A 20,225-nucleotide genomic window follows, 5' to 3' on the forward strand; every position below is an offset into this window, starting at 1 on the left:
CGACCAATATATGAACGAAATATGACGTGCTAGCGATGGCGCGTGATTGCTGAGGTAAGAATGTCTGCTAACAATAATCGCCCCGACTCTCCTTGCATTGCCGTGTGTTCGACCGCGGTGGGAGACGATATTTGCCGTGGCTGCGGTCGCACCGTACAAGAGGTGGCGATGTGGGTGGCCTTGCCTGCCGATCAAAAAGAAGCAATTTGGCAAAGGTTAGAGCAACATTGGGCAACCCGTGGTTTACCTCCACCATGGCTTGCGCGGGATAAACGCGGTTAAGCGATTGTTTTAGATGTAAAATTACCATGACAACGTGGTATTTCTTGACGGTAGTAAACCTAGGTGCACGGTAAGCTAAAGCCAGATTGATGTTTGGACGCTGCCATGCACTTATTAAGCCAACAACTGCGCGCAATTGACCGTGCAGATCTAATTCCTACCGAATTAATCCGGCAATTTCCAGCCGCCGCAGACTACATTGCCCAGCATTGGGGTCAGGCGCGCCTGCAAGAGGATTTACTCAATGCGCTGGTCTTGGACGAGCAGGCCGATCCGCGTTATCGCCAATTAGCCAATTCACCTGAAGTCGTGCGTGAAGTAATGCGACTTTCGATTGTTTACGGTGAGCTACTGACCCAGATTCACAGCACTGATGTATGGGTTGCCGAACGCGAGCTAGCTGATTTACCTAATCAAGCAGGGTATGCTTTTGCGACCAATGCCAATATTGATTTAGCTAACAATACAGTGCGTGGGTATGTGCCGGATCCCGATAGCATCGTGCCCCAAAGCTATCATCACGAAGAATGGACGGCCTTAATGCAGGCCAGTTTTGCCGGCCGCTTATTGAAAGTGCGCGAGCTATTGGCCAGAGGGCAAAACCTATCCGCTCGTGATACCGATGGCCACCAAGCCTTGCATTTAGCTGCCTTGCAAGGGCATCACGATGTGGTGCTTGCCTTACTGGCTGTTGGGGCTGATCTAGATGCACGTAGTCTGCGTGGTAATACCGCGCTGATTTTAGCTGCCGCGGCAGGCCATTTAGCGGTGGTTGCTGAGCTAATCAGTTTTGGTGCCGATCTTGATCAAATTCGCCATGATGGCCGCAGTGCTTTGCATCAGGCTGCGGCCAATGGCCACGATGCAATCGTGGTGAGTCTATTGCAGGCTGGGGCTGATGCAGGGTTGCGTACCCCGGCGGGTCAGACGGCGTTAGATTTAGTCCCCGCAAATAAAACGCGCATGGCCCAATTATTGAGTAGTGCTATGCCCCGCCGAAAATTGCAGGTTTTGCAAAATCGCGAGATTGTTTTCCAGCCATTAATCGATTGGAGTTAGGGGCTAAGTAACAGTTAAAGATGCTCAGTTTTTTAGAACTAATTGTGCTATCGAGTTAACTGAATGAGCTTTGGTGTAATAATATTTGGCCCTATACTGCGCGCATTCATAAAAATAATGCGTACATATGAAAATCCGCCACCCCGATTTAAGCGATAGCCCCGAAAATCGCGAACACCAAGCCATCGGTATTCCACCCCTCGACACCGCAATCGGCAGCGAGCGCCGCTTTTGGCAGCGCAAACGCTATATCGGTTTGGCTTCGTTGATTGTTTTTGCGATGGTGGCTTTTGCGTTACAAAACGTCGATTTGCCGGCGCACCAAAGCGTATTGGCCGGCGTTGAACGTGTTCTAACATCGCCGGCCTTCTGGGCCGCGGTGGCCGTTGGTTTTGCCGCGCAAGCGATTGATGGCGCGCTCGGTATGGCTTACGGTATTAGCTCGAACACCTTTTTAATTGGCGTCGGCGCTAGTCCCGCTGCCGCATCGGCTGCGGTGCACGTCGCCGAAGTGTTCACCACCGGCTTTTCGGGTTTATCGCATTTAAAGTTTGGCAATGTGGATAAAGCGCTATTTAAACGCTTGGTCATTCCCGGCGTGATTGGCGGGGTAACGGGGGCGTTTTTATTAACGCACGTTGATGGCAAGGCGATCAAACCGTACGTCGCAGCGTATTTGCTGATTATGGGCCTGTATATCTTGCGCAAAGCATGGCTGGCCACACATCCGAAACCAAGCTCAAGCGAAGTAAAGCACGTTGCTCCTTTGGCCTTGTTCGGTGGTTTTGTCGACGCAGTTGGCGGCGGTGGTTGGGGCCCGGTGGTGACGTCAACCTTGGTCGGCCGCGGTAACGATCCGCGTAAAACCATCGGTTCGGTCAACGCCGCAGAATTCTTTATCGCGTTCTCGACCGCTGGCGCATTTTTGCTATGGGCCGAAATGGAGCACTGGATTTTAGTTGCTGGCCTGATCGTCGGCGGTCTCTTTGCTGCGCCGTTCGCCGCATGGTTGTGCCACAAGCTGAATGCCCGCACTTTGCTGTGGATCGTCGGCGGCTTGATTACTTTGCTAAGCGCTTACAATCTGTTCCAAGCCTTGGCATAAATAAGCAGTATTGCTGCAAAGGCGCGATCGCTATCGCGCCTTTTTTCATATTCCCAGCTACAAAGCCGATATACTGGTGTTTTGTCAGGTCAGCCACCGAATGCCAGAACGCCGCTATCCACCGAATAAAGAAGAAATCGCGCTATTCCCGCCGTTTGCTGGTTTGAGTTTGGCGAAGATCTCGGTGCCCAGCAGCTCTGCTGAATTTGACGCCGCTTTAGCCGATTTATCGCACCAGCGTTTTATTGGCTTTGATACCGAGTCTCGTCCGGTGTTTCGCATTGGCGAGCTATCGCGCGGGCCGCATTTATTGCAATTGACGACCGACAATCACGCTTATTTATTGCAAGCTTTTCGGCCTGAAACCAAAGCATTGCTCGAAGCTATTTTGGCCAGTCGCGAGATTGTCAAAGTCGGTTTTGGCTTGGAATCAGATCGCGCCGACATCGCGCGTAATTTTGGCATTCAGATCGACGCAGTGCTTGATTTGAACGCCATTTTCCGCCGCCAAGGCTTTACCCAAACGCTGGGCGTAAAAGGCGCAGTGGCGGTAGTGTTGCAGCAGAAAATCACTAAATCAAAAAAGGTGACGATGTCGAATTGGGCGCAAGCGCGCTTACAGGATAATCAACTCTTGTACGCCGCGAACGACGCTTATGCGGCGCTGAAAGTCTTGCACGCGCTGAACTTGCCTGCTGAGCAATTGCCGATACATTACCTGAGCCGTGCCATTAAAAGCGCACCGAAAACCGCCACGCCTTAAGCACCATCCGCGCTAGTTCATCATCGGCCAGTGCAGCTAGAGAACTTAGCGATTCATTAGGCATAAAGCGCGTAATTTCTGCATAACACCATTCACGTTGCGCTGTATTCATCGCAGCGAGTTGCTGCTTGGGGCTGGCGTAGTGCCGAATTGCGATTTCTGCATCCGAGCAATCGCACGGCGCGCAGCTTTTTTTCGCGTGGCAAGTGAGCGTGAGGTGAGCAAATGGCTTATTCATTGCGCCATTATTATTAGATATCGGCTGATTGCTCTCGATTTGGATCAAATCGTGCTGTTTTATTTCACGCTGCGTGCATTGGCGTGCGTATTATGTCATCAATTGAAAGTTGGCCAGCAAGGCTGGCGGCAATGCGCGCTAAAATAGCGGCAATCGAAATGGAGTAGCACTGCCGATGAACAAATCTTATTACCGCCAAATCGCCCACGATATCGCGTTGTGGCTACCGCTCGCGTCGATCGTTGGCGTGTTGGGCGGCGGTGCGGCGGCGATTTTTTTGTGGTCTTTGCAGTGGGTTACTGAAACACGTGTTGCGCATCCGCAGCTGATTTGGGGCTTGCCGATTGCCGGATTTGTAGTCGCTTGGCTGTATTTAAAATTCGGTAAAGACGTTGAAGCGGGCAATAATCTGCTGATCGACGAAATTCACGACCCGAAAGCGATTATTCCGCTGCGCATGGCGCCGCTGGTGCTGTTTGGCACTTTGGCATCACATTTATTCGGCGCTTCGGTCGGCCGTGAGGGCACTGCGGTGCAAATGAGCGGCGCGCTGGCCGATCAATTAACGCGGCTAACTCGGCGCCAAGCTGATGGGCGACGCGTGTTATTAATGGCTGGGATTAGCGCCGGTTTTGCCGGCGTTTTTGGCACGCCGCTGGCGGGCGCGGTGTTTGGCGTAGAAGTGCTGGCGCTGGGGTTAATGCGCAATAATGCGCTGCTACCTTGCCTGATCGCTGCCTTTGTCGCCGATGCGATCGTTAATGTGATTGGTCATTATTTGGGCATTCACCATACGCATTACAGTGTCGGTGCTGTGCCGCAGATGAGTCTGTATCTGGGCGCAATGGTACTGATCGCGGGCGCGATTTTTGGTGGCGCGGGTAAGTTGTTTGCCGATGGCGCGCACTATCTGGGTAATTGCTTCAAGCGCATTGCTTACGCGCCGTACAGGTCATTACTGGGTGGAGGTATCTTGGTGCTGGTTTGGCTGGGCTTTGATGCAGTCGGCCTTGATAGTACGCGCTATATGGGCTTGGGCATTCCAGTGATCGAGCAAGCTTTTGCGCAGCCCTTAAGCTGGTTTGAGGCGCCAATTAAACTGGCAGCGACCATTTTCTCGCTCGGCGCGGGCTTTAAAGGTGGCGAGGTAACGCCGCTGTTTTATATCGGCGCAACGCTAGGTAATGTGCTCGCGCCGCTGCTCAATATGCCGTTTCCGCTGCTGGCCGGTTTAGGTTTTGTCGCCGTTTTTGCCGGCGCAACCAATACGCCGCTGGCCTGCACCTTAATGGCGATCGAACTATTCGGTGCACCGATCGCGCCATTTGCCCTGCTTGCGTGCGCGATGGCGCATTTGTGCTCTGGTCACAGCAGCATCTACAAAGCGCAGCGCATGGGCTCGGGCAAGGGCAGGGGCGTTGAGACGCTGCATGCGAAAATTCGGATTGGTGATTGGAAAAACTAGCTTTGTGCTGCGCGAGCAAAGCGTGGTTTAAAACCTGTGACCAAGGCGGTGCCGAGCAAAATAATGGCAGCGCCAACGATGGTATTGGCGCCAATGTGTTCGCCCAAAAATAGCGCGCCCCACAGTACGCCAAATACCGGAATTAAAAATGTGACGGTTAGCGTTGACGCGGCGCCAATCTCGGCAACCAGCCGGAAATACACTAAATACGCAACGCCAGTGCATAAAATCGCCAAGCCTGCGATTGCCAAATAGGTCGTGGTCGTTGGCGTAGAGTTTGGTGCGCTGCTGAACACTAGCGGCAGCAGCAAGATTGTTGCGCCCCACATGCTGCCGTGCGCGGCTTGAAACGGAGGGATATGGCTGGCTTTGAGTTTGGTGTAGGCGCTGGCTAGGCCATAACACAGCGTAGCAAATAGGCAGGCGGCAATACCGAGCTCGGCGCCTGGCTGCGCTAAAATCCGATCAAACCCGACCAGCACGCCAACGCCAACCATGCCAATGGCTAAGCCAAGGCTAACCTTGGCGCTAGGCCGTTTTCGCATCAACACCGCCATAATCAGTGCACCCCAGATAGGCGCAGTGGCGTTCAAAATCGACATCATCGACGCGTTTAAGGTGCGAGCAGCAAAGCCATAAGCCAAAAATGGCAAACCCGTATTGAGCACGCCGAGCACCACATATTCGCGCCAATTTTGCCAGCCCACGGCATGGCGCAAAATTTGCGCCACCAGCAGCAGAAACAGCGCAGCGCCGCCAACGCGCGCACCAATCAGCCACACCGGCCCTAGACTGGGCACGGCGATGCGCATAAATAGGAAGGACGCCCCCCAAATGGCGGCAAGTAAAATCAGGCGGCTGGCGCTGGCAAAATTCATGGCAAAAGCCTCTGGGTCGATGCCAGATTTTGTAGCGCCTGTTGGCGCAAGACTAGTTTTATCTGGCGATTGTCTCGCGCTGTGGAGAGATTGCGGCCGAAATTTTGGCCTTAGTGCCGCCAGTTCAACTGCTCGTGCAGTTTCACCACGTCGCCAATAATCAATAGCGCCGGTGGTTTGATGTGCGAGTCGGCAATGGTCTGCGCCAGATTATCCAATTGCGCGATCACGACGCGTTGCTGCGGCGTGGTGGCGCGCTCGATAATGGCGACTGGAGTATTGCTTTGACGTCCATGGGCAATCAGTTGCTCGGCAATATACCCAGCTTGCGCGACGCCCATGTAGACGACAACGGTTTCACTCGGGTTAACCAAACGTGCCCAGTCGAGCTCGAGCTTATCCGCGTCCGACTCGGTCGCGCGACGATGGCCGGTCACGAAAGTGACCGATTGCGCGTAGTCGCGGTGCGTCAACGGGATGCCGGCGTAGCACGATGCGCCTGCGGCTGAAGTGATGCCCGGCACGACTTCAAACGGAATTTGCGCCGCCGCCAGCTCGGCAATTTCTTCGCCGCCACGGCCAAAAATAAACGGGTCGCCCCCTTTCAGGCGCAGCACTTTTTTGCCTTCCAAAGCCAAACGCACCAGCAATTGGTTGATTTCTTCTTGTGGCAGCGCGTGGTTATTTGATTTTTTGCCGACATAAACGCGCTCGGCGTCGCGGCGCACTAGCTCCATGATTTCGTTGGAAACCAGATTGTCGTACAGCACCACATCGGCTTGCTGCATCAGCCGCAGCGCGCGGAAGGTGAGCAGGTCGGGGTTGCCCGGGCCGCTGCCAACCAGATATACCGCACCACGTATTGGCGTGGAGCCCTTTTCAATGGCTTCGGTCAAGGCAATACGTGCGGTTTCTACTTGGCCAGAAAACACTTGATCAGGAATCGGGCCTGCGAGCACGTTTTCCCAAAACTCACGTCGCGCAGCAGGATCGGGCATTTTTTCTTTGGCTAAATGGCGTAAATCGCTGCCGATTTTGGCTAAATCGCCCCAGCCGTGCGGAATTAAAGCTTCCAGTTGCGCGCGCAAATGTCGCGCCAACACGGGTACGCCGCCGCCGGTGGACAGTGCAATCGTCAGCGGTGCGCGATCGACAATCGCTGGCGTAATAAAGCGGCTGTGTGATGGATCATCCACTGCGTTCACCAAAATACCCGCTGCTTCACAGGCGGCAAACACCGCTTGATTGACGCTGGGGTTGTCGGTGGCGGCAATCACCAAGCGTTGGCCAGCGATGTGCGAGAGTGAAAATTGCGCTGGGCGCCAATGCACTTTGCCGTGCTTAACCATCTCGCGCAATTCGCTGCATAGTTCGGGTGAAACCACGGTAATGTCAGCTCCCGCTGAGGCGAGCAGCCGTAATTTGCGTACGGCGATTTCTCCTCCGCCGACGATTAAACACGGTTGTTGCTTCAGATTGATAAATAGCGGGAAGTAATCCATGGTATTGACCTGCAAAGTGGGGCGTCTATTGTCGCTTGGAATACGCTATTTGCGTATGGCTAATTGCACTTTGTTGATTTAAATCGTTTGTGCTGAGGCCAAATTATGCCATGCTCCAATAGCCATGGTTTGGCCTGTGTCATTGAAAGAGTTGTCAATAAATAGGGGATTACTATGAAGTGCAAAATGCAAAGCTTGGCGCTGGCTTTAGTTGCGGGTGGTTTACTCAGCGCGGCGGCCCATGCCAATAATATTGAAGCCACCATGAAATCGAAAAGCTGTTTTGCCTGTCACTCGATGGACAAAAAACTCGTTGGTCCATCGTATAAAGACATCGCAGCTAAATACAAAGCAGATAAAGGCGCAGTGTCTAAGTTGGCTGTGAAAATTCAAAAAGGTGGCTCTGGCGTTTGGGGTGCTGTACCGATGCCGCCCAATGCTGTTTCGGAGGCAGAAGCCAAACAAATGGCCGAATGGGTTTTGAAAGTTAAGTAAGTTGTTGCGCTAGTTGCTGTGTTAACGCTGCGGCTGAAACAGGGCGAGAAAAATAAAAGCCTTGATATTGGTCGCAGCCCTCGGCGCGCAAGACGGCTAACTGAGCGTCAGTTTCAACGCCTTCAGCGACGATCTTCATGCCGAGTTTATGCCCTAAGGTAATAATGGTGCTCACCAGCATTCGGGTTCGTTCATCGCTTGCGCATTGATCAATAAAGCAGCGATCAATCTTTAATACTTGCGCAGGCATTTGTGTTAATTGGCTGAGCGAGGAATACGCTACGCCAAAATCATCAATTGCCAAAGTAACGCCTAATTCGAGTAATTGCCTCAATTTGGGCAAAATGGGTAATAAATCGCTGATATAACTGCTTTCAGTGATTTCAATTTGCAATAAATGTGCTGCTAATCGTGTCGTTTGCAAGCTTGAGGTGATTAGCTCGTTAATTTGATCTTGCTCGAGCTGAATGGCTGATACATTCACCGCCACCGGTATTAAAAAGCCAGCTTGCTGCCATTGCGCGGCTTGCTGGCATGCTCTGTGCATTACCCAGCGGCCAATCTCGATGATTTGCCCACTTTTTTCTGCCACTGGAATAAATTCAGCCGGCGAAATAGCTCCCCATTCCGGATGTTGCCAACGTAGTAAGGCCTCACATCCAACAATCTGATTGCTAGTTACATCGACTTTGGCCTGATACTGCAGACTAAATTGTTGCTCGCTGATTGCCTCGCGCAAACCCATTTCAAGTTGCTGTTGTCGCCTGATTTTTTCCTGCATTTGTAGATTAAAAATCGCGTAGGTGTTTTTGCCGAGTTCTTTGGCGTAATAGAGCGCAATGTCAGCTTGTTGCTGGACTTCTTCAGGCTTGGCATTCGCATGATTTTGAGCAATCCCCAGCGTGCAATTTACTTGCTGTTGTTGATGGTGTAATTGATATGCTCCGCTGGTTTTTTGCAATATTTGCTGCGCAATTAAGTCTACATCGATGCTGGGATTATTCACGATAATCGCGAATTCATCGCCGCCAATACGATAGTTGCTAAATTGGCCGATGTTTTCAATCCGCCGGGCAAATTCGCGCAGTACTACATCCCCCCACTGATGGCCTAATTGATCGTTGATGCGTTTGAAATCATCTAAATCGAGCAAAATCAGGGTAAATGCTTGTTTGTGTTCGCTAAGTTGTTTTAGTTCGGTATAAAACGCTTTGCGGTTGGGAATCTGAGTTAAGTAATCGGTGAGACTTTCTTGCCGATAGCTATTCATCATTGCTTCGGTTTTTACTTGGTAATACGCCATCAGCGTGGCAAAGCCAGTGATTAATAGCAATTCTATTGAGTCTTCAAGTAAGCCATCTTCGTGTGAGAAATGCAGGTAATAGGCGGCACACAGTGCTAGCGAATAATAGAGCGCCCAAAATTTGCCCCGGCTGCACATTAATAATAACAAGGGGGTAAGAATGAAGGCCTCTTCGATTGCTTCGAGTGAGAGCGGGGCTAGAGCCGTATTGACCAGCAGCAACGCGCTTGCGAGCATGGCCAGCGGCGCTCTTTGATTCTTATGTCGCGTAAAATACGCTATCAACATCAATATCGGATAAGCGAGCAGAATGATTTGCCAGATGGGGCTGCTGTGATGAGTTAAGGATTCGCTCACGGCCAAGACACCGCCGATAAATAGCAGTGCCAACCCTGTTGTCCAATTCAAGAATCGCGGCATATTGGTGTTCACGGTTTGCAGCGGCTTGTGCGAGCTGCCAATGTTTTGATATTACGACTGTTTTATAGTTGATCAGCAAGTTACCAGCTTATTTATTGCGCTATTGTTGTCAGATCGCCGCGTTGATGACGACTAATTAGTAATAAGCCAGAGGAGTAGTGCCATGCTAATTCGCAAACCGAGCGATATTTTGCCGTCAGAAATCACGCCACAATCTGTATTTCTCAATCGTCGGCAATTTATGGCTGCCACTGCGGGCAGCGCTTTGCTGGCAGGCGAAGCCATTGCTGCGTTGAAAACGACGCCAAGTCGCTATTCGAGTGATGAAAAGCTCAATACGCTCAAAGAAATCACTACGTATAACAATTATTACGAATTTGGCACCGGCAAAGACGACCCGGCCAATAATGCGACACGCTTTAAAGGCAAACCATGGCAAATTGCCGTGGAAGGCGAAGCGGGCAAGCCACGCGTGTTTGGTTTGGAAGAACTACTTAAAATTGCACCACTAGAAGAACGTATCTATCGCCTGCGCTGTGTAGAAGGGTGGTCCATGGTGATACCTTGGGTGGGTATTCCGTTGGCTAGCTTGCTCAAGCTCGTAGCGCCCACGGCGAATGCCAAGTTTGTCGCGTTTGAAACGCTGAACGATCCCAAGCAAATGCCGGGGCAGCTAACGCGCGTACTTGATTGGCCGTATCGTGAAGGCTTGCGCATCGACGAGGCCATGCATCCTTTGACAATTTTGGCGGTGGGTTTATACGGCGAAGTATTGCCGAATCAAAATGGCGCGCCGGTGCGGCTGGTGGTGCCGTGGAAATATGGTTTTAAAAGTATTAAGGCCATCGTCAAAATCCGTTTGCAAGCGCAACAACCGGCGACGAGCTGGAATATGGCTGCGCCCAATGAATACGGCTTTTATTCGAATGTGAACCCCGCCGTGGCGCATCCGCGCTGGAGTCAGGCCAGCGAGCGCCGGATTGGTGAATTTCTAAAACGCAAAACGCTGCCCTTTAATGGCTATGGAGAGCAAGTCGCCCATCTGTATAAAGGCATGGATTTGGCAAAATTTTTCTAGGGGTATTGCCCGTTAAATAAAATTTAAATTTGATTTTGTGGCAATACGGCAAGGGGTATTTGGTTTGCAGGCTTTCTTTCGCAGTACTCGTTTGTGGTTTTTCGTCTCGCTGTATCCATTGTTGCGTGGCGTGTGGTGTGTGGTGCAGGGCGATTTGGTTAACCCGATTGAATTTATCACGCGCTCTAGCGGAACATGGACGCTGGTGTTTTTGCTGCTGACTTTGAGTATGACACCGTTGCGTCAGCTCACCGGCTGGTCGGGTTGGCAAAATTATCGGCGCATGTTGGGTTTGTACGCGTTTTTTTACGCCAGCCTGCACTTCGCCACGTATATCTGGTTGGATCAGTTTTTTGCTTGGGGCGAGATTTATACCGATGTGCTGAAACGGCCATTTATTACCGTGGGTTTTGCCGCGTTTATATTGCTGATTCCGCTGGCTGCCACGTCAAACAAGCTGATGATGCGCCGCTTAAAACGTCGCTGGGGGCAGTTGCATCGCTTGGTCTATCTGATCGCGATACTGGCGGTGACGCATTATTGGTGGCTGGTCAAAAAAGATTTAAGCCAGCCCATCATTTATGCCGCGGTATTGGCTGTGTTGTTGGGTTGGCGTATGCAGCGCCATTGGCGACAATTGCGCGCTTAAAGGCCGCCCGAGGGCACAAAGTGGATGCGCTCAAAATCGATCCCACGGCTTAGTAAGCTCACAAGGCGGATGCGATGCATTTGTTTGCCATCCCAGTATTCTAGCAAGCGCCCCTGCCTAAACCAGCCGGGGGGAAGGATCAGGCTAGCTGGGGTTTTTAGGGCAGGAATTGCGCTGAGTAATACCGCCTTGGTAAAGTCGCCCTGCCCAAAGCGCGCAGCATCTTGCGCGCGAATCGATGCGGCTTCGGGAATGCCGGGGAGCAGGGCAATACCCAGTTCGCGCATTTGCGCCGTTTCAGAGAGCCAGCGAATTTGGCCAATTAAATGACTTTTACCATCGGCAAGTAGCACGAGCTGGTGTAGATGGACTCGTTGCTCATGATCGCGCTCACGTTGAATGCAAATGCCTTGCGCTGTTTCATTTTGGATTTGCCATTGCTGCGTTTCCGTTTTGATGGGTTGTACCACCATACGGGCGCTGGTTTGACCAAACATGCGAATTTGCATTAACTCATTGCTGCTCATTTGCTGCTCATTTTGCGGTGGTGGTGCAAAATGGTCTTTTGCCAGTATTAAGTGTAAATTGCTTAAGCTAATCCCAACTTCTACATAATTACTATTATTACGGCGCGGTAGCGAGCGCTCAATGGGGTGCTCACACCACGCCCGATAAACTTCCCGTAGTAACTCATCTGCAGCTTGTGAGCTAAGTTCACTGCCTAAACCAATCTTGTCAGGCAGCTCGCCAAGCTTTAATAGTTTGATCCGCTTACTAATAACCTGCGCTAAGGTGTAGGTTTCGATTTCCAGCTCAGATTCTTGCCGAGCTTGTTGGCGACGTTTTGGTGCAGCAGGCGACAGCAAATCAATAAACAGAGCGGGGCGGTTCGGGAGTGTTTGGGCGCTTTGCGCTAAAGTGCAGCGAGTGGCGAAAATTTCAAGCCGTTGGCTCAGCCACGTTTGTTGCTTAAAGGTGTATTGATTGGGGTTGGCGGCGCAAAATAACAGCGCATGAATAAACACTGATTCTGGGGTGGTGATACCACTGATTTGAATCAGGCTATCGCGCGCTTTTAATTTGTCTAGATGCTGAGCTTTAGCTAATTCATAGTAGGCAAAGAGCTCACGCCACTGTTTATCATCGGGTCGGCGATAAATGTGTGCGGTATTGCAAATGCGCTTACAGGCATAGTACAACGTGCGTTCGGCCAATAAGGGCAAAAACTCGGTTACGCCAATTTCATCTTGGCTGGCGGCATGCCAAACTCGAGCGTAGCAACGCTCCAGCAGGTACCACAGATTGTCGACCTCATTCCAAACTCGCTGCTCTTCATCGGATAAGGGCAGTGGTTTGGTCATTAATTTCATGATCATTGCATCTTGTAAAATATGCACTGATTCTCGAAATTGCTCGACGATTTTTAGATTGTCGAGCGCAGGAAGATCGCTTTGATTGAGTTGCGAAATGGCTTGGCTCAACTCACTGTGTGCAACTGGAACATTAATCATGGGTAAAAGTTTGAGCCAGTCGCGCGCGCTACGGACATCGTGAAATGGCGGTAGTACGTTGCCGCCTAGGGCGGGAAGGGCGCGCTGAATCAAAACTTCGTTCATGGCTTTAGTTGCTCAAGTTGAAAACGCAATTGCTGTAATTGTGCAGCCGGAACCTGATGAATTTGCCGACTAGGTTCTGCATTGGCCCAAACTGGAGCGGGAAAATGCAGGTCATCTTGCCAGCGAGGAATAATATGCCAATGCAAGTGAGGCACCATATTTCCCAAGCTGGCTAAATTAATCTTAGTTGGCTTGAGTGTATTGCGCACACAGGTTTCCACCGCCCAGACGATAGCCATCAGCTGACTGCGCTCTTCCACCGTCAAGTCAGTCATTTCTGCCTGATGGCGATGCAAAATAACGCGGCAAAAACCTGGATAGTTGGGTTCATCGGCCAACACGACTCGGGCCAATTCATTACGCCAAACGACTTGGCCTCCATCGTTTTCACAGAGTGGGCAGCTGATGCTCATAAGGTTCCGTAGGCTAAATAATCTATTGATTATATTACGCGTTCGCTCGAAGACGAGCGGTTTCTGCTATGCGGATAATAGGGTAGGTGATCAAGATTACAACTTTTCTTTCAAGTTGTGATGGTATTGCATGTTTTCTAGTATGCATTTGGAATTGTGCAATTAAAACAAGTGTTTATATTGCGCAGGATTGTTGCAGATTGAGTTGCGGCGAAGAATGTTCTTACAAAAACAATGGGCAAGAATTGGTTTATTCTTGCCCATTGCGGTTTTGTTACAACAGTCACTGAACGGTATTTACAGTAAAACTCGCTCAATACCGCCATTACCTGCTTTTGCTACATACTCAGGCATCCAGTTTTGGCCCAGCACGGTTTTGGCAATTTCTACCACGATGTAGTCAGCTTCGGTGCCCGCATCGTCGTTATAACGGCTTAAGCCCTGCATACACGATGGGCAAGAAGTTAGAATCTTCACTGGCGCTTTAGCGTCGCCGGCATCGGCGCGCAATTTAGCCGCACCTTTTTCCATCTCTTCTTGCTTACGGAAGCGAACTTGCGTCGAAATATCAGGGCGCGCCACAGCGAATGTACCTGACTCGCCGCAGCAACGATCATTCAGGTCAACACGTTGCCCCATCAGCTCGTTGGCCACCTCGATGCCTTTGTACGTCTTCATCGGCGTATGGCATGGCTCGTGATACATATACTGGGTACCACTCACACCTTCAAGCTTGACGCCTTTTTCAAGTAGATACTCATGGATATCCAACAGGCGGCAGCCTGGGAAAATCTCTTCAAAACGATATTTGAGCAGCTGATCCATACACGTGCCGCACGAAACGACCACGGTTTTGATATCCAGATAATTCAAGGTATTGGCCAAGCGATGGAACAGCACGCGGTTTTCCATCGTGATCTTGTCACCTTTATCTTGCTGGCCGCTCGATGTTTGCGGATAGCCGCAGCACAGATAGCCTGGCGGCAAGACGGTCGTTGTACCGACATGCCAAAGCATCGCTTGCGTCGCCAAACCCACTTGGCTAAACAGGCGCTCTGAGCCGCAACCCGGGAAGTAGAACACCGCTTCGTTCTCTTCATTGAGGCGTTGTGGGTCACGAATCACTGGCACCACATTGCTATCTTCAACATCAAGCAAAGCGCGGGCCGTTTTCTTCGGTAAGCCACCTGGCATCGGCTTATTGATGAAGTGAATCACCTGCGCCTTAATCGGCGCCGTGCCTAAGGTCGACGGTGGTTGCTTGGTTACGCCTTTCAACAGGCCAAATTTCTTCGCCAGTGAATGGCCCAAACGCTGTGCTTGGTAACCCCAACCAATCATCACGGCGCGCATCAATTTGATCGTAGCCGGATCTTTTAAGGTCAAGAAAGTCATACCCAGTGCCGAACCCGGGTTGAATTTCTTTTTGCCTTCTTTGCGCAAGAAATTACGCATCGCCACCGATACATCGCCAAAGTCGATTTTCACTGGGCACGGGTTCACGCAGCGGTGGCAAACCGTGCAATGGTCGGCTACATCACCCAGCTCTTCAAAGTGCTTCAGTGAAATGCCGCGGCGCGTTTGTTCTTCATACAGGAATGCTTCGGTCAGTAAACCGGTGGCCAAAATCTTATTGCGCGGGCTGTAGAGCAAGTTCGCACGCGGGACATGCGTGGAGCAAACAGGTTTACATTTACCGCAGCGCAAACAGTCTTTGACCATATTGCTGATGCTGCCAATATCCGATTGCTCGAGAATCAGCGACTCAGTGCCGAGAAGCGAGAATGACGGCGTGTAGGCGTCGGTTAGATCGGCACCCGGCATCAACTTGCCTTTGTTGAAGTGGCCGTTCGGATCGACTTTTTGTTTGTACGCTTCAAATGGCGCGAGCTCTTCGCGCGTTAAGAATTCGTACTTGGTAATGCCAATGCCGTGCTCACCTGAAATAACACCATTCAGATCACGGGCCACTTGCATAATGCGCGCCACTGCGTGGTGGGCGCGTTGCAGCATCTCGTAGTCGTCTGAATTGACTGGCAAGTTGGTATGCACATTGCCATCACCGGCGTGCATATGCAGCGCCACCCACGTGCGGCCTTTGAGCACCTTTTGATGCAGCGCGTGAATCGCATCCAAAATCGGCTTGTCGGTACGGCCGCTAAACAGTGTTTCCAATTCGGTGAGCAATTCGCGTTTGTACGAAATACGCAGCACAAAATCGCGCAGGGCGTGGAAGACACTTTGCGGCAATTCATTGGCATCGACCGCTTTTTCGAGCGGCATGTGTGGGAATGCGGTTTGGTATAGCTCGAAAGCATCATCCAAATTCGTATTAATCCACATCCAGTGTTTACGCGTTTGTTCGATAAAGCTCAGCGCCGATTCGCGGCGATCACCGATCAGTACATCATGGCTGACGGGGGCATCGCTGGTATCAAACGGCAGGCGACCTTGAGTGAAAAAATCGCTCAAATGATCGAGCAGCTCGAGCTTGTTGTGAATCGATAATTCGATATTAATGCGTTCAATTGCGTCCGAGTATTCGCCCAACCGTGGTAAAGGAATGACCACGTCTTCGTTAATCTTGAAGGCGTTGGTGTGTTTGGCAATCGCGGCCGTACGGGCGCGATCGAGCCAGAATTTTTTGCGCTGCTCTGGCAGCACCGCAACAAAACCTTCGCCACCACGGGCGTTGGCCAATTGCACCACATGGCTGGTGGCTTCGCCCAGCGCCTTTTCATCGTCCGATACGATATCGGCGATCAAGACCATCTTCGGACGGCCTTTGGATTTGGCCTTGGTGGCGTAACCCACGGCACGTACATAGCGCCAGTCCAAATGCTCAAGACCGGCTAATTGTACGGTTGGGTGTGCATCCAGATAGTTTTTGATTTCAACAATTGATGGTACTGCGCGGCTGACTTCACCGAAGAATTCCAAGCAAACAGTACGGATGTGATCAGGCATGCGATGCAATACAAAGCGCGCGCTAGTGATCAAACCATCGGTACCCTCCTTCTGTATGCCCGGCAAACCCGCAAGGAACTTGTCTGTTACGTCTTTACCCAGGCCTTCTTTTCGGAAAGTGCTGCCTGGAATAACGAGCGTGTCTTCACTGAGTTTGGTTTTGCCATCAGGTTTGAATTTGCTAATGCGGAAAGTAGCTTCTTTAGCGTCGTGGATTTTGCCCAGATTGTGGTCCATCCGCTCGATGAACAACCAATTACCATCCGGATCGACCATTTTCCAGCTGACCAAATTGTCGAGCGCTGTGCCCCAGAGCACGGCTTTTTTGCCGCCAGCATTCATCGCGACATTGCCACCAATACAGGAAGCATCGGCAGATGTTGGGTCAACAGCAAATACAAGGCCAGCGTCTTCCGCCGCTTCCATCACGCGGCGGGTGACCACACCTGCGCCGCACTGGATGGTTGAAACTTCGTGATCGACACCTGGAATGCGAATCTTTTCTACACCTTGGTGACGATCGAGTTTCTCGGTATTAATGACCGCACTCAATGGTGTGAGCGGAACTGCACCACCGGTATAGCCGGTACCACCCCCGCGCGGAATAATAGTCAACCCAAGTTCGATACAGGCGGAAACCAGCGGCGCCATTTCGGCTTCAGTATCGGGTGTGAGTACGACGAAGGGGTATTCAACCCGCCAGTCGGTCGCGTCGGTGACGTGCGAGACGCGCGCCAAACCATCGAATTGGATATTGTCTTTGCGGGTGAGCGCGCCCATTTTTTTCATGACTTTTTTGCGCAAAATGGCAATGTCACGGAATTCGCGTTCAAACTCGTCAACTGCTTGACGTGTCCGTGCTAGTAGCACGTTCACGCGTTCATTTTCTTGGCGGCGTTTTTCAATTTCAGCCAAGCGATGATGCATCGCTTCAACCAACAATTTCAAACGTTTATTGTTTTCCAATAAATCGTCTTGGACGTATGGGTTGCGCTTTACGACCCAGATGTCGCCGAGTACCTCAAACAGCATCCGCGCCGAACGGCCAGTTTTACGTTCCTGACGTAACTCGTCCAATACTCGCCAACCATCTTGCCCTAAGAGGCGGATGACGATTTCACGATCGGAAAACGAGGTGTAGTTATACGGAATTTCACGCAAACGTTCATGCGTGTGAGCAAAGGGCGTGGCGGTCTGGTCGGCCATTAAGGGCATCTCCGGCGGGAAATACGGCTAAAGACCAGATTTTAACGGAAAAACGTTAGTTAAAACTCGCAAATTTAATAGGGATTTGGGAACTTAGCCGAAATTCTTTGATTTTCCACTAGAAAATGCGCAGTTTAAATCGTTAGTAAACTACTTGGTTACGTCCAGCTTGCTTGGCACGATATAAATTTTGGTCGGCACGCTGGACCATTTGGTTTACATGGGTTTCATTTTGATAGAGCGTGACACCAATGCTCAAAGTGATTTGCAAATCGCGTTCGATTTTTTCCCAAGTCCAGTTCTCAACCATCGCTCGTAAACGCTCAGCAACTTCTCGAGCCGGTAAGCCATTACGTGACGGTAGCAAAATCAAGAATTCTTCGCCGCCCCACCGGCAAACTACATCATCTTGGCGGCAACCAGATTTCAATAGTGCCGCTACTTGGCGTAGAACATGATCGCCAATCAGATGCCCCCAGCGATCATTGACATGCTTAAAATAATCGATATCAAGCATCAGTAAGGCAAGTGGCTCTCGATGCTCTGGATTGGAGTGGAGAAAATTCAAGCTGCGTAATTCAAACCCACGACGGTTAAATAGCCCCGTTAATGGGTCTTGCGAGGCCATATATTCACTTTGTTGACGGGCTTGTCGTTCGAAATCGTTTTGCTCACGCAAACTGGCATTTTCCATGCGTATTTTCTCGGCGTCGAGCTTGATTTCCATCGTGTGTAGTCGTTGTGGAGTGGCCTGACATAGCAACTGATAATGGTGCTGATATCCTTGCTGATGATACTTAAGGGCTGCCGCATATTCCCCGCGTAGTTCTAGTGCGCTAGAGAGGGCAAATTCAAGCTGAAAAACTAAATGGGCCGCTCCGATATTTTGCGCGGCACTCAATCCGGCAGAAAAAAATGCTATTGCCTCATCCACTGTATGCTCTTTGCGAGCTAATAGGCCTAAATTGTATAAATTGTGTGCTTCACCCCAGCAATTATCATGCCTTCTGTTAATCCCACGGGCTCTTTCAAGTAAAGATCGGGCTAATGCAAGGTCATCTTCTGCTAGGGCTATCCGACCCAAGGTGCCCATCGCAGCCGCTTGATACTCGAGATTGTCTGCTTTTTGTGCATAAACCAGGGCTTGTTTGAGCGTATTTTTGGCACTGTCATAGTGCTGTAATTCGAATTGGTCTGCGCCAATATTGATTTCAATGGCTGCCAAAACACTTGGGTCTTGGCATTGATAAGCGTAATCACGCGCTTTAAGGTGATGATTGAGCGCGCTGTAAAAATCATCATGCGCGAAATACAGTTGCCCCAAGCCAATTTGACCTTTGATATAAATATCACGTGCATCAATCGCCAAGGCCGCATCAAGACATTGAGTCCATGCATCAAGGGCATGGTCGTATTCGCCTCGTGTATAACAGGCTCGGGCAATTTCTTGTAAACAATCAGGAATGAGCGATTTGATTTGATGTAGCTTGGCCATATACAAGGCATGCCGCATCAGCGATAGGCCTTCTTCATAACTACCTTGTAAAGCGATGATACTGCCTTGAATAAAGATTGACTCAGTAAAACCCAAGTCATCATTGAGTGCGATGGCATAGACTGCGGCCTGTTGCGCGCAGGCGAGGGCTTCTGCATGGTGTTCGCGTGCTAGCGCCCTGGCTCGTTGATTTAGATTTTGAATATCCAGATGAGTGGCCATAGCATCAATGTGTAAGAAGGGTTACAAAAATTCTAGCTTTAATTCCATGGTTTCAAGATCATTTTCCAGCGTACTTGCTAGCAATTGCTGACGCAGTGTTTGATGAAGATTGGCATGCCCCTCGGCCGTTTCGGCTTTACCCAGTTGCAGATAAATTTGAGCTAATACTTCATGAATGCTGTATTGCATATGAATGGCCCCTAAGCCACAGGCTTTATTGAGGGCTTCTACCAATTGCTCACGCGCCAAGTCGATTAAGCCACTGGCAAAATATACTTTGCCCAACAGCATCATGGTACTTGCTTCACCCCATTGATTGATATGCATGCGGTTGATTTTTAGTGCCACCAACAAACTCATCCGAGCCTTATCGTACTCTTGGCGCAATAATTGGATTTGACCGATTAAGGCGTAGATTTCCGCTTCATTTCGATAATTTTGATCCGCTTTTACTAAGGGGAGCGCCCCCTTGAGGACGACGTGTGCTTCGTTGAGCTTGTGGCAGCTAATCAAATCGACCGCGATGTTAATTAAAATCGCTGCTTGTAGTTGATAATCGTCCGACCCTGCTGCTAACTCTTCGGCGCGACGATGATGGGCTAGCGCAGACTCATAATGTTCATGGGCGTAGAATAATTGGCCCAGGCCAATATGGGCCTTAATTCTGGTTTCTAAAATGATGGCCGAGTCGGGCAGGGTGAGGCAGCGACGCCAGTAGTCGTGCGCCTTGCGATATTCACCCATAGTGTAATAAGTCCGCGCGTAGGTTTGTAGCTGCTCACCTTCTTGAATGCCGATTGATGCTTGAGTCGCGAGTTGACCGACTTCGTCGAGGTAGGTCAGCACTTCGCTGTAATGACCAAAGTCGTAAACGCATTGAGCCATTAAGCATAAAGCGCAAGCCTCAAGCTCGATGAGTTGCTGTTGCTGGGCTTGTTTACGCGCTTCTAATACCAGTGCTAAAGCTTCGGTGCTTTGGGAGTGCAATAGTTTGCGCGCTTTGGCCAATTGTCGGTTTAAATCTGCCTCGTTCATCTGGCACTTTCGGTTTAAGCTCAAAGCGCCAGAA

17 protein-coding genes are annotated in these 20,225 nt (G+C 50.6%); 8 read left to right on the forward strand and 9 right to left on the reverse strand.

Annotated features, from left to right (window positions below):
- Positions 1 to 60 precede the first annotated feature (60 nt).
- The 4 genes from NT239_15305 (at position 61) to NT239_15320 (ending at position 3,209) form a co-directional block, all read left to right on the forward strand.
- Positions 61 to 282: a DUF1289 domain-containing protein gene (locus tag NT239_15305; protein ID XGA71107.1), complete on the forward strand. Its 222-nt coding sequence runs from the start codon at positions 61 to 63 to the stop codon at positions 280 to 282.
- Positions 283 to 387: 105 nt separating this feature from the next.
- Positions 388 to 1,341: an ankyrin repeat domain-containing protein gene (locus NT239_15310; protein XGA71108.1), complete on the forward strand. Its 954-nt coding sequence runs from the start codon at positions 388 to 390 to the stop codon at positions 1,339 to 1,341.
- 127 nt (positions 1,342 to 1,468) lie between these two features.
- A complete protein-coding gene (locus NT239_15315; GenBank protein XGA71109.1) occupies positions 1,469 to 2,446 on the forward strand; it encodes a sulfite exporter TauE/SafE family protein in 978 nt (325 codons plus the stop codon).
- 100 nt (positions 2,447 to 2,546) lie between these two features.
- Entirely contained in the window at positions 2,547 to 3,209 is a 663-nt protein-coding gene (locus NT239_15320; GenBank protein ID XGA71110.1) for a 3'-5' exonuclease domain-containing protein 2, read from the forward strand.
- Here NT239_15320 and NT239_15325 read toward each other — a convergent pair.
- The gene (locus NT239_15325; GenBank protein ID XGA71111.1) at positions 3,178 to 3,447 is read right to left on the reverse strand and encodes a hypothetical protein; all 270 of its coding nucleotides are present in this window, start codon (positions 3,445 to 3,447) and stop codon (positions 3,178 to 3,180) included. The genes NT239_15320 and NT239_15325 overlap by 32 nt on opposite strands.
- A gap of 175 nt (positions 3,448 to 3,622) precedes the next feature.
- Between NT239_15325 and NT239_15330 the strand changes: the two genes are divergently transcribed.
- On the forward strand, positions 3,623 to 4,912 hold the full coding sequence (locus tag NT239_15330) for a voltage-gated chloride channel family protein (protein ID XGA71112.1): 1,290 nt from the start codon (positions 3,623 to 3,625) through the stop codon (positions 4,910 to 4,912).
- Here the strand turns inward: NT239_15330 and NT239_15335 are convergent.
- Positions 4,909 to 5,790 (reverse strand): DMT family transporter, encoded by an 882-nt coding sequence (locus tag NT239_15335; protein XGA71113.1) that lies wholly within the window; start codon positions 5,788 to 5,790, stop codon positions 4,909 to 4,911. The genes NT239_15330 and NT239_15335 overlap by 4 nt on opposite strands.
- Positions 5,791 to 5,900: 110 nt before the next feature.
- Positions 5,901 to 7,292, reverse strand: coding sequence for a siroheme synthase CysG (cysG, locus tag NT239_15340; GenBank protein XGA71114.1), 1,392 nt, complete (start codon positions 7,290 to 7,292; stop codon positions 5,901 to 5,903).
- Between the two features lie 174 nt (positions 7,293 to 7,466).
- Here cysG and NT239_15345 point away from each other — a divergent pair, with 174 nt between their 5' ends.
- Positions 7,467 to 7,787: a c-type cytochrome gene (locus NT239_15345; GenBank protein ID XGA71115.1), complete on the forward strand. Its 321-nt coding sequence runs from the start codon at positions 7,467 to 7,469 to the stop codon at positions 7,785 to 7,787.
- Here NT239_15345 and NT239_15350 read toward each other — a convergent pair.
- A complete protein-coding gene (locus NT239_15350; protein XGA71116.1) occupies positions 7,780 to 9,480 on the reverse strand; it encodes a bifunctional diguanylate cyclase/phosphodiesterase in 1,701 nt (566 codons plus the stop codon). The two genes, NT239_15345 and NT239_15350, sit on opposite strands and share 8 nt — an antisense overlap.
- A gap of 193 nt (positions 9,481 to 9,673) precedes the next feature.
- Here NT239_15350 and msrP point away from each other — a divergent pair, with 193 nt between their 5' ends.
- Together msrP and NT239_15360 are read left to right on the forward strand one after the other, a co-directional pair.
- Positions 9,674 to 10,588, forward strand: a complete 915-nt coding sequence (msrP, locus tag NT239_15355) for a protein-methionine-sulfoxide reductase catalytic subunit MsrP (GenBank protein XGA71117.1) — start codon at positions 9,674 to 9,676, stop codon at positions 10,586 to 10,588.
- A 64-nt stretch (positions 10,589 to 10,652) separates the two neighbouring features.
- Complete coding sequence (locus tag NT239_15360; protein XGA71118.1) at positions 10,653 to 11,237, forward strand: sulfoxide reductase heme-binding subunit YedZ; 585 nt, start codon at positions 10,653 to 10,655, stop codon at positions 11,235 to 11,237.
- Here the strand turns inward: NT239_15360 and NT239_15365 are convergent.
- The 5 genes from NT239_15365 to NT239_15385 all read right to left on the reverse strand — a co-directional run bounded on the left by NT239_15365 (position 11,234) and on the right by NT239_15385 (position 20,191).
- Positions 11,234 to 12,853 (reverse strand): hypothetical protein, encoded by a 1,620-nt coding sequence (locus NT239_15365; GenBank protein XGA71119.1) that lies wholly within the window; start codon positions 12,851 to 12,853, stop codon positions 11,234 to 11,236. The genes NT239_15360 and NT239_15365 overlap by 4 nt on opposite strands.
- On the reverse strand, positions 12,850 to 13,266 hold the full coding sequence (locus NT239_15370; protein XGA71120.1) for an HIT family protein: 417 nt from the start codon (positions 13,264 to 13,266) through the stop codon (positions 12,850 to 12,852). The genes NT239_15365 and NT239_15370 overlap by 4 nt, the downstream gene beginning before the upstream one ends.
- Before the next feature lie 297 nt (positions 13,267 to 13,563).
- Positions 13,564 to 17,439 (reverse strand): FAD/FMN-binding oxidoreductase, encoded by a 3,876-nt coding sequence (locus NT239_15375; protein ID XGA71121.1) that lies wholly within the window; start codon positions 17,437 to 17,439, stop codon positions 13,564 to 13,566.
- A gap of 142 nt (positions 17,440 to 17,581) precedes the next feature.
- Positions 17,582 to 19,156, reverse strand: a complete 1,575-nt coding sequence (locus tag NT239_15380; protein ID XGA71122.1) for a GGDEF domain-containing protein — start codon at positions 19,154 to 19,156, stop codon at positions 17,582 to 17,584.
- Between the two features lie 21 nt (positions 19,157 to 19,177).
- A complete protein-coding gene (locus tag NT239_15385) occupies positions 19,178 to 20,191 on the reverse strand; it encodes a hypothetical protein (GenBank protein XGA71123.1) in 1,014 nt (337 codons plus the stop codon).
- Positions 20,192 to 20,225 lie beyond the last annotated feature (34 nt).

Origin of the sequence: Chitinibacter sp. SCUT-21, assembly GCA_041874755.1 — a bacterium.
GTDB lineage: Bacteria > Pseudomonadota > Gammaproteobacteria > Burkholderiales > Chitinibacteraceae > Chitinibacter.

Coding starts and splice junctions, on each gene's coding strand:
- NT239_15365 (XGA71119.1), bottom strand. CDS start 12,853: ATGAACGAAGTTTTGATTCAGCGCGCCCTTCCCGCCCTAGGCGGCAAC.
- NT239_15385 (XGA71123.1), bottom strand. CDS start 20,191: ATGAACGAGGCAGATTTAAACCGACAATTGGCCAAAGCGCGCAAACTA.
- NT239_15305 (XGA71107.1), top strand. CDS start 61: ATGTCTGCTAACAATAATCGCCCCGACTCTCCTTGCATTGCCGTGTGT.
- NT239_15345 (XGA71115.1), top strand. CDS start 7,467: ATGAAGTGCAAAATGCAAAGCTTGGCGCTGGCTTTAGTTGCGGGTGGT.
- NT239_15335 (XGA71113.1), bottom strand. CDS start 5,790: ATGAATTTTGCCAGCGCCAGCCGCCTGATTTTACTTGCCGCCATTTGG.
- NT239_15320 (XGA71110.1), top strand. CDS start 2,547: ATGCCAGAACGCCGCTATCCACCGAATAAAGAAGAAATCGCGCTATTC.
- NT239_15315 (XGA71109.1), top strand. CDS start 1,469: ATGAAAATCCGCCACCCCGATTTAAGCGATAGCCCCGAAAATCGCGAA.
- cysG (XGA71114.1), bottom strand. CDS start 7,292: ATGGATTACTTCCCGCTATTTATCAATCTGAAGCAACAACCGTGTTTA.
- NT239_15310 (XGA71108.1), top strand. CDS start 388: ATGCACTTATTAAGCCAACAACTGCGCGCAATTGACCGTGCAGATCTA.
- NT239_15380 (XGA71122.1), bottom strand. CDS start 19,156: ATGGCCACTCATCTGGATATTCAAAATCTAAATCAACGAGCCAGGGCG.
- NT239_15375 (XGA71121.1), bottom strand. CDS start 17,439: ATGGCCGACCAGACCGCCACGCCCTTTGCTCACACGCATGAACGTTTG.
- NT239_15330 (XGA71112.1), top strand. CDS start 3,623: ATGAACAAATCTTATTACCGCCAAATCGCCCACGATATCGCGTTGTGG.
- msrP (XGA71117.1), top strand. CDS start 9,674: ATGCTAATTCGCAAACCGAGCGATATTTTGCCGTCAGAAATCACGCCA.
- NT239_15370 (XGA71120.1), bottom strand. CDS start 13,266: ATGAGCATCAGCTGCCCACTCTGTGAAAACGATGGAGGCCAAGTCGTT.
- NT239_15325 (XGA71111.1), bottom strand. CDS start 3,447: ATGAATAAGCCATTTGCTCACCTCACGCTCACTTGCCACGCGAAAAAA.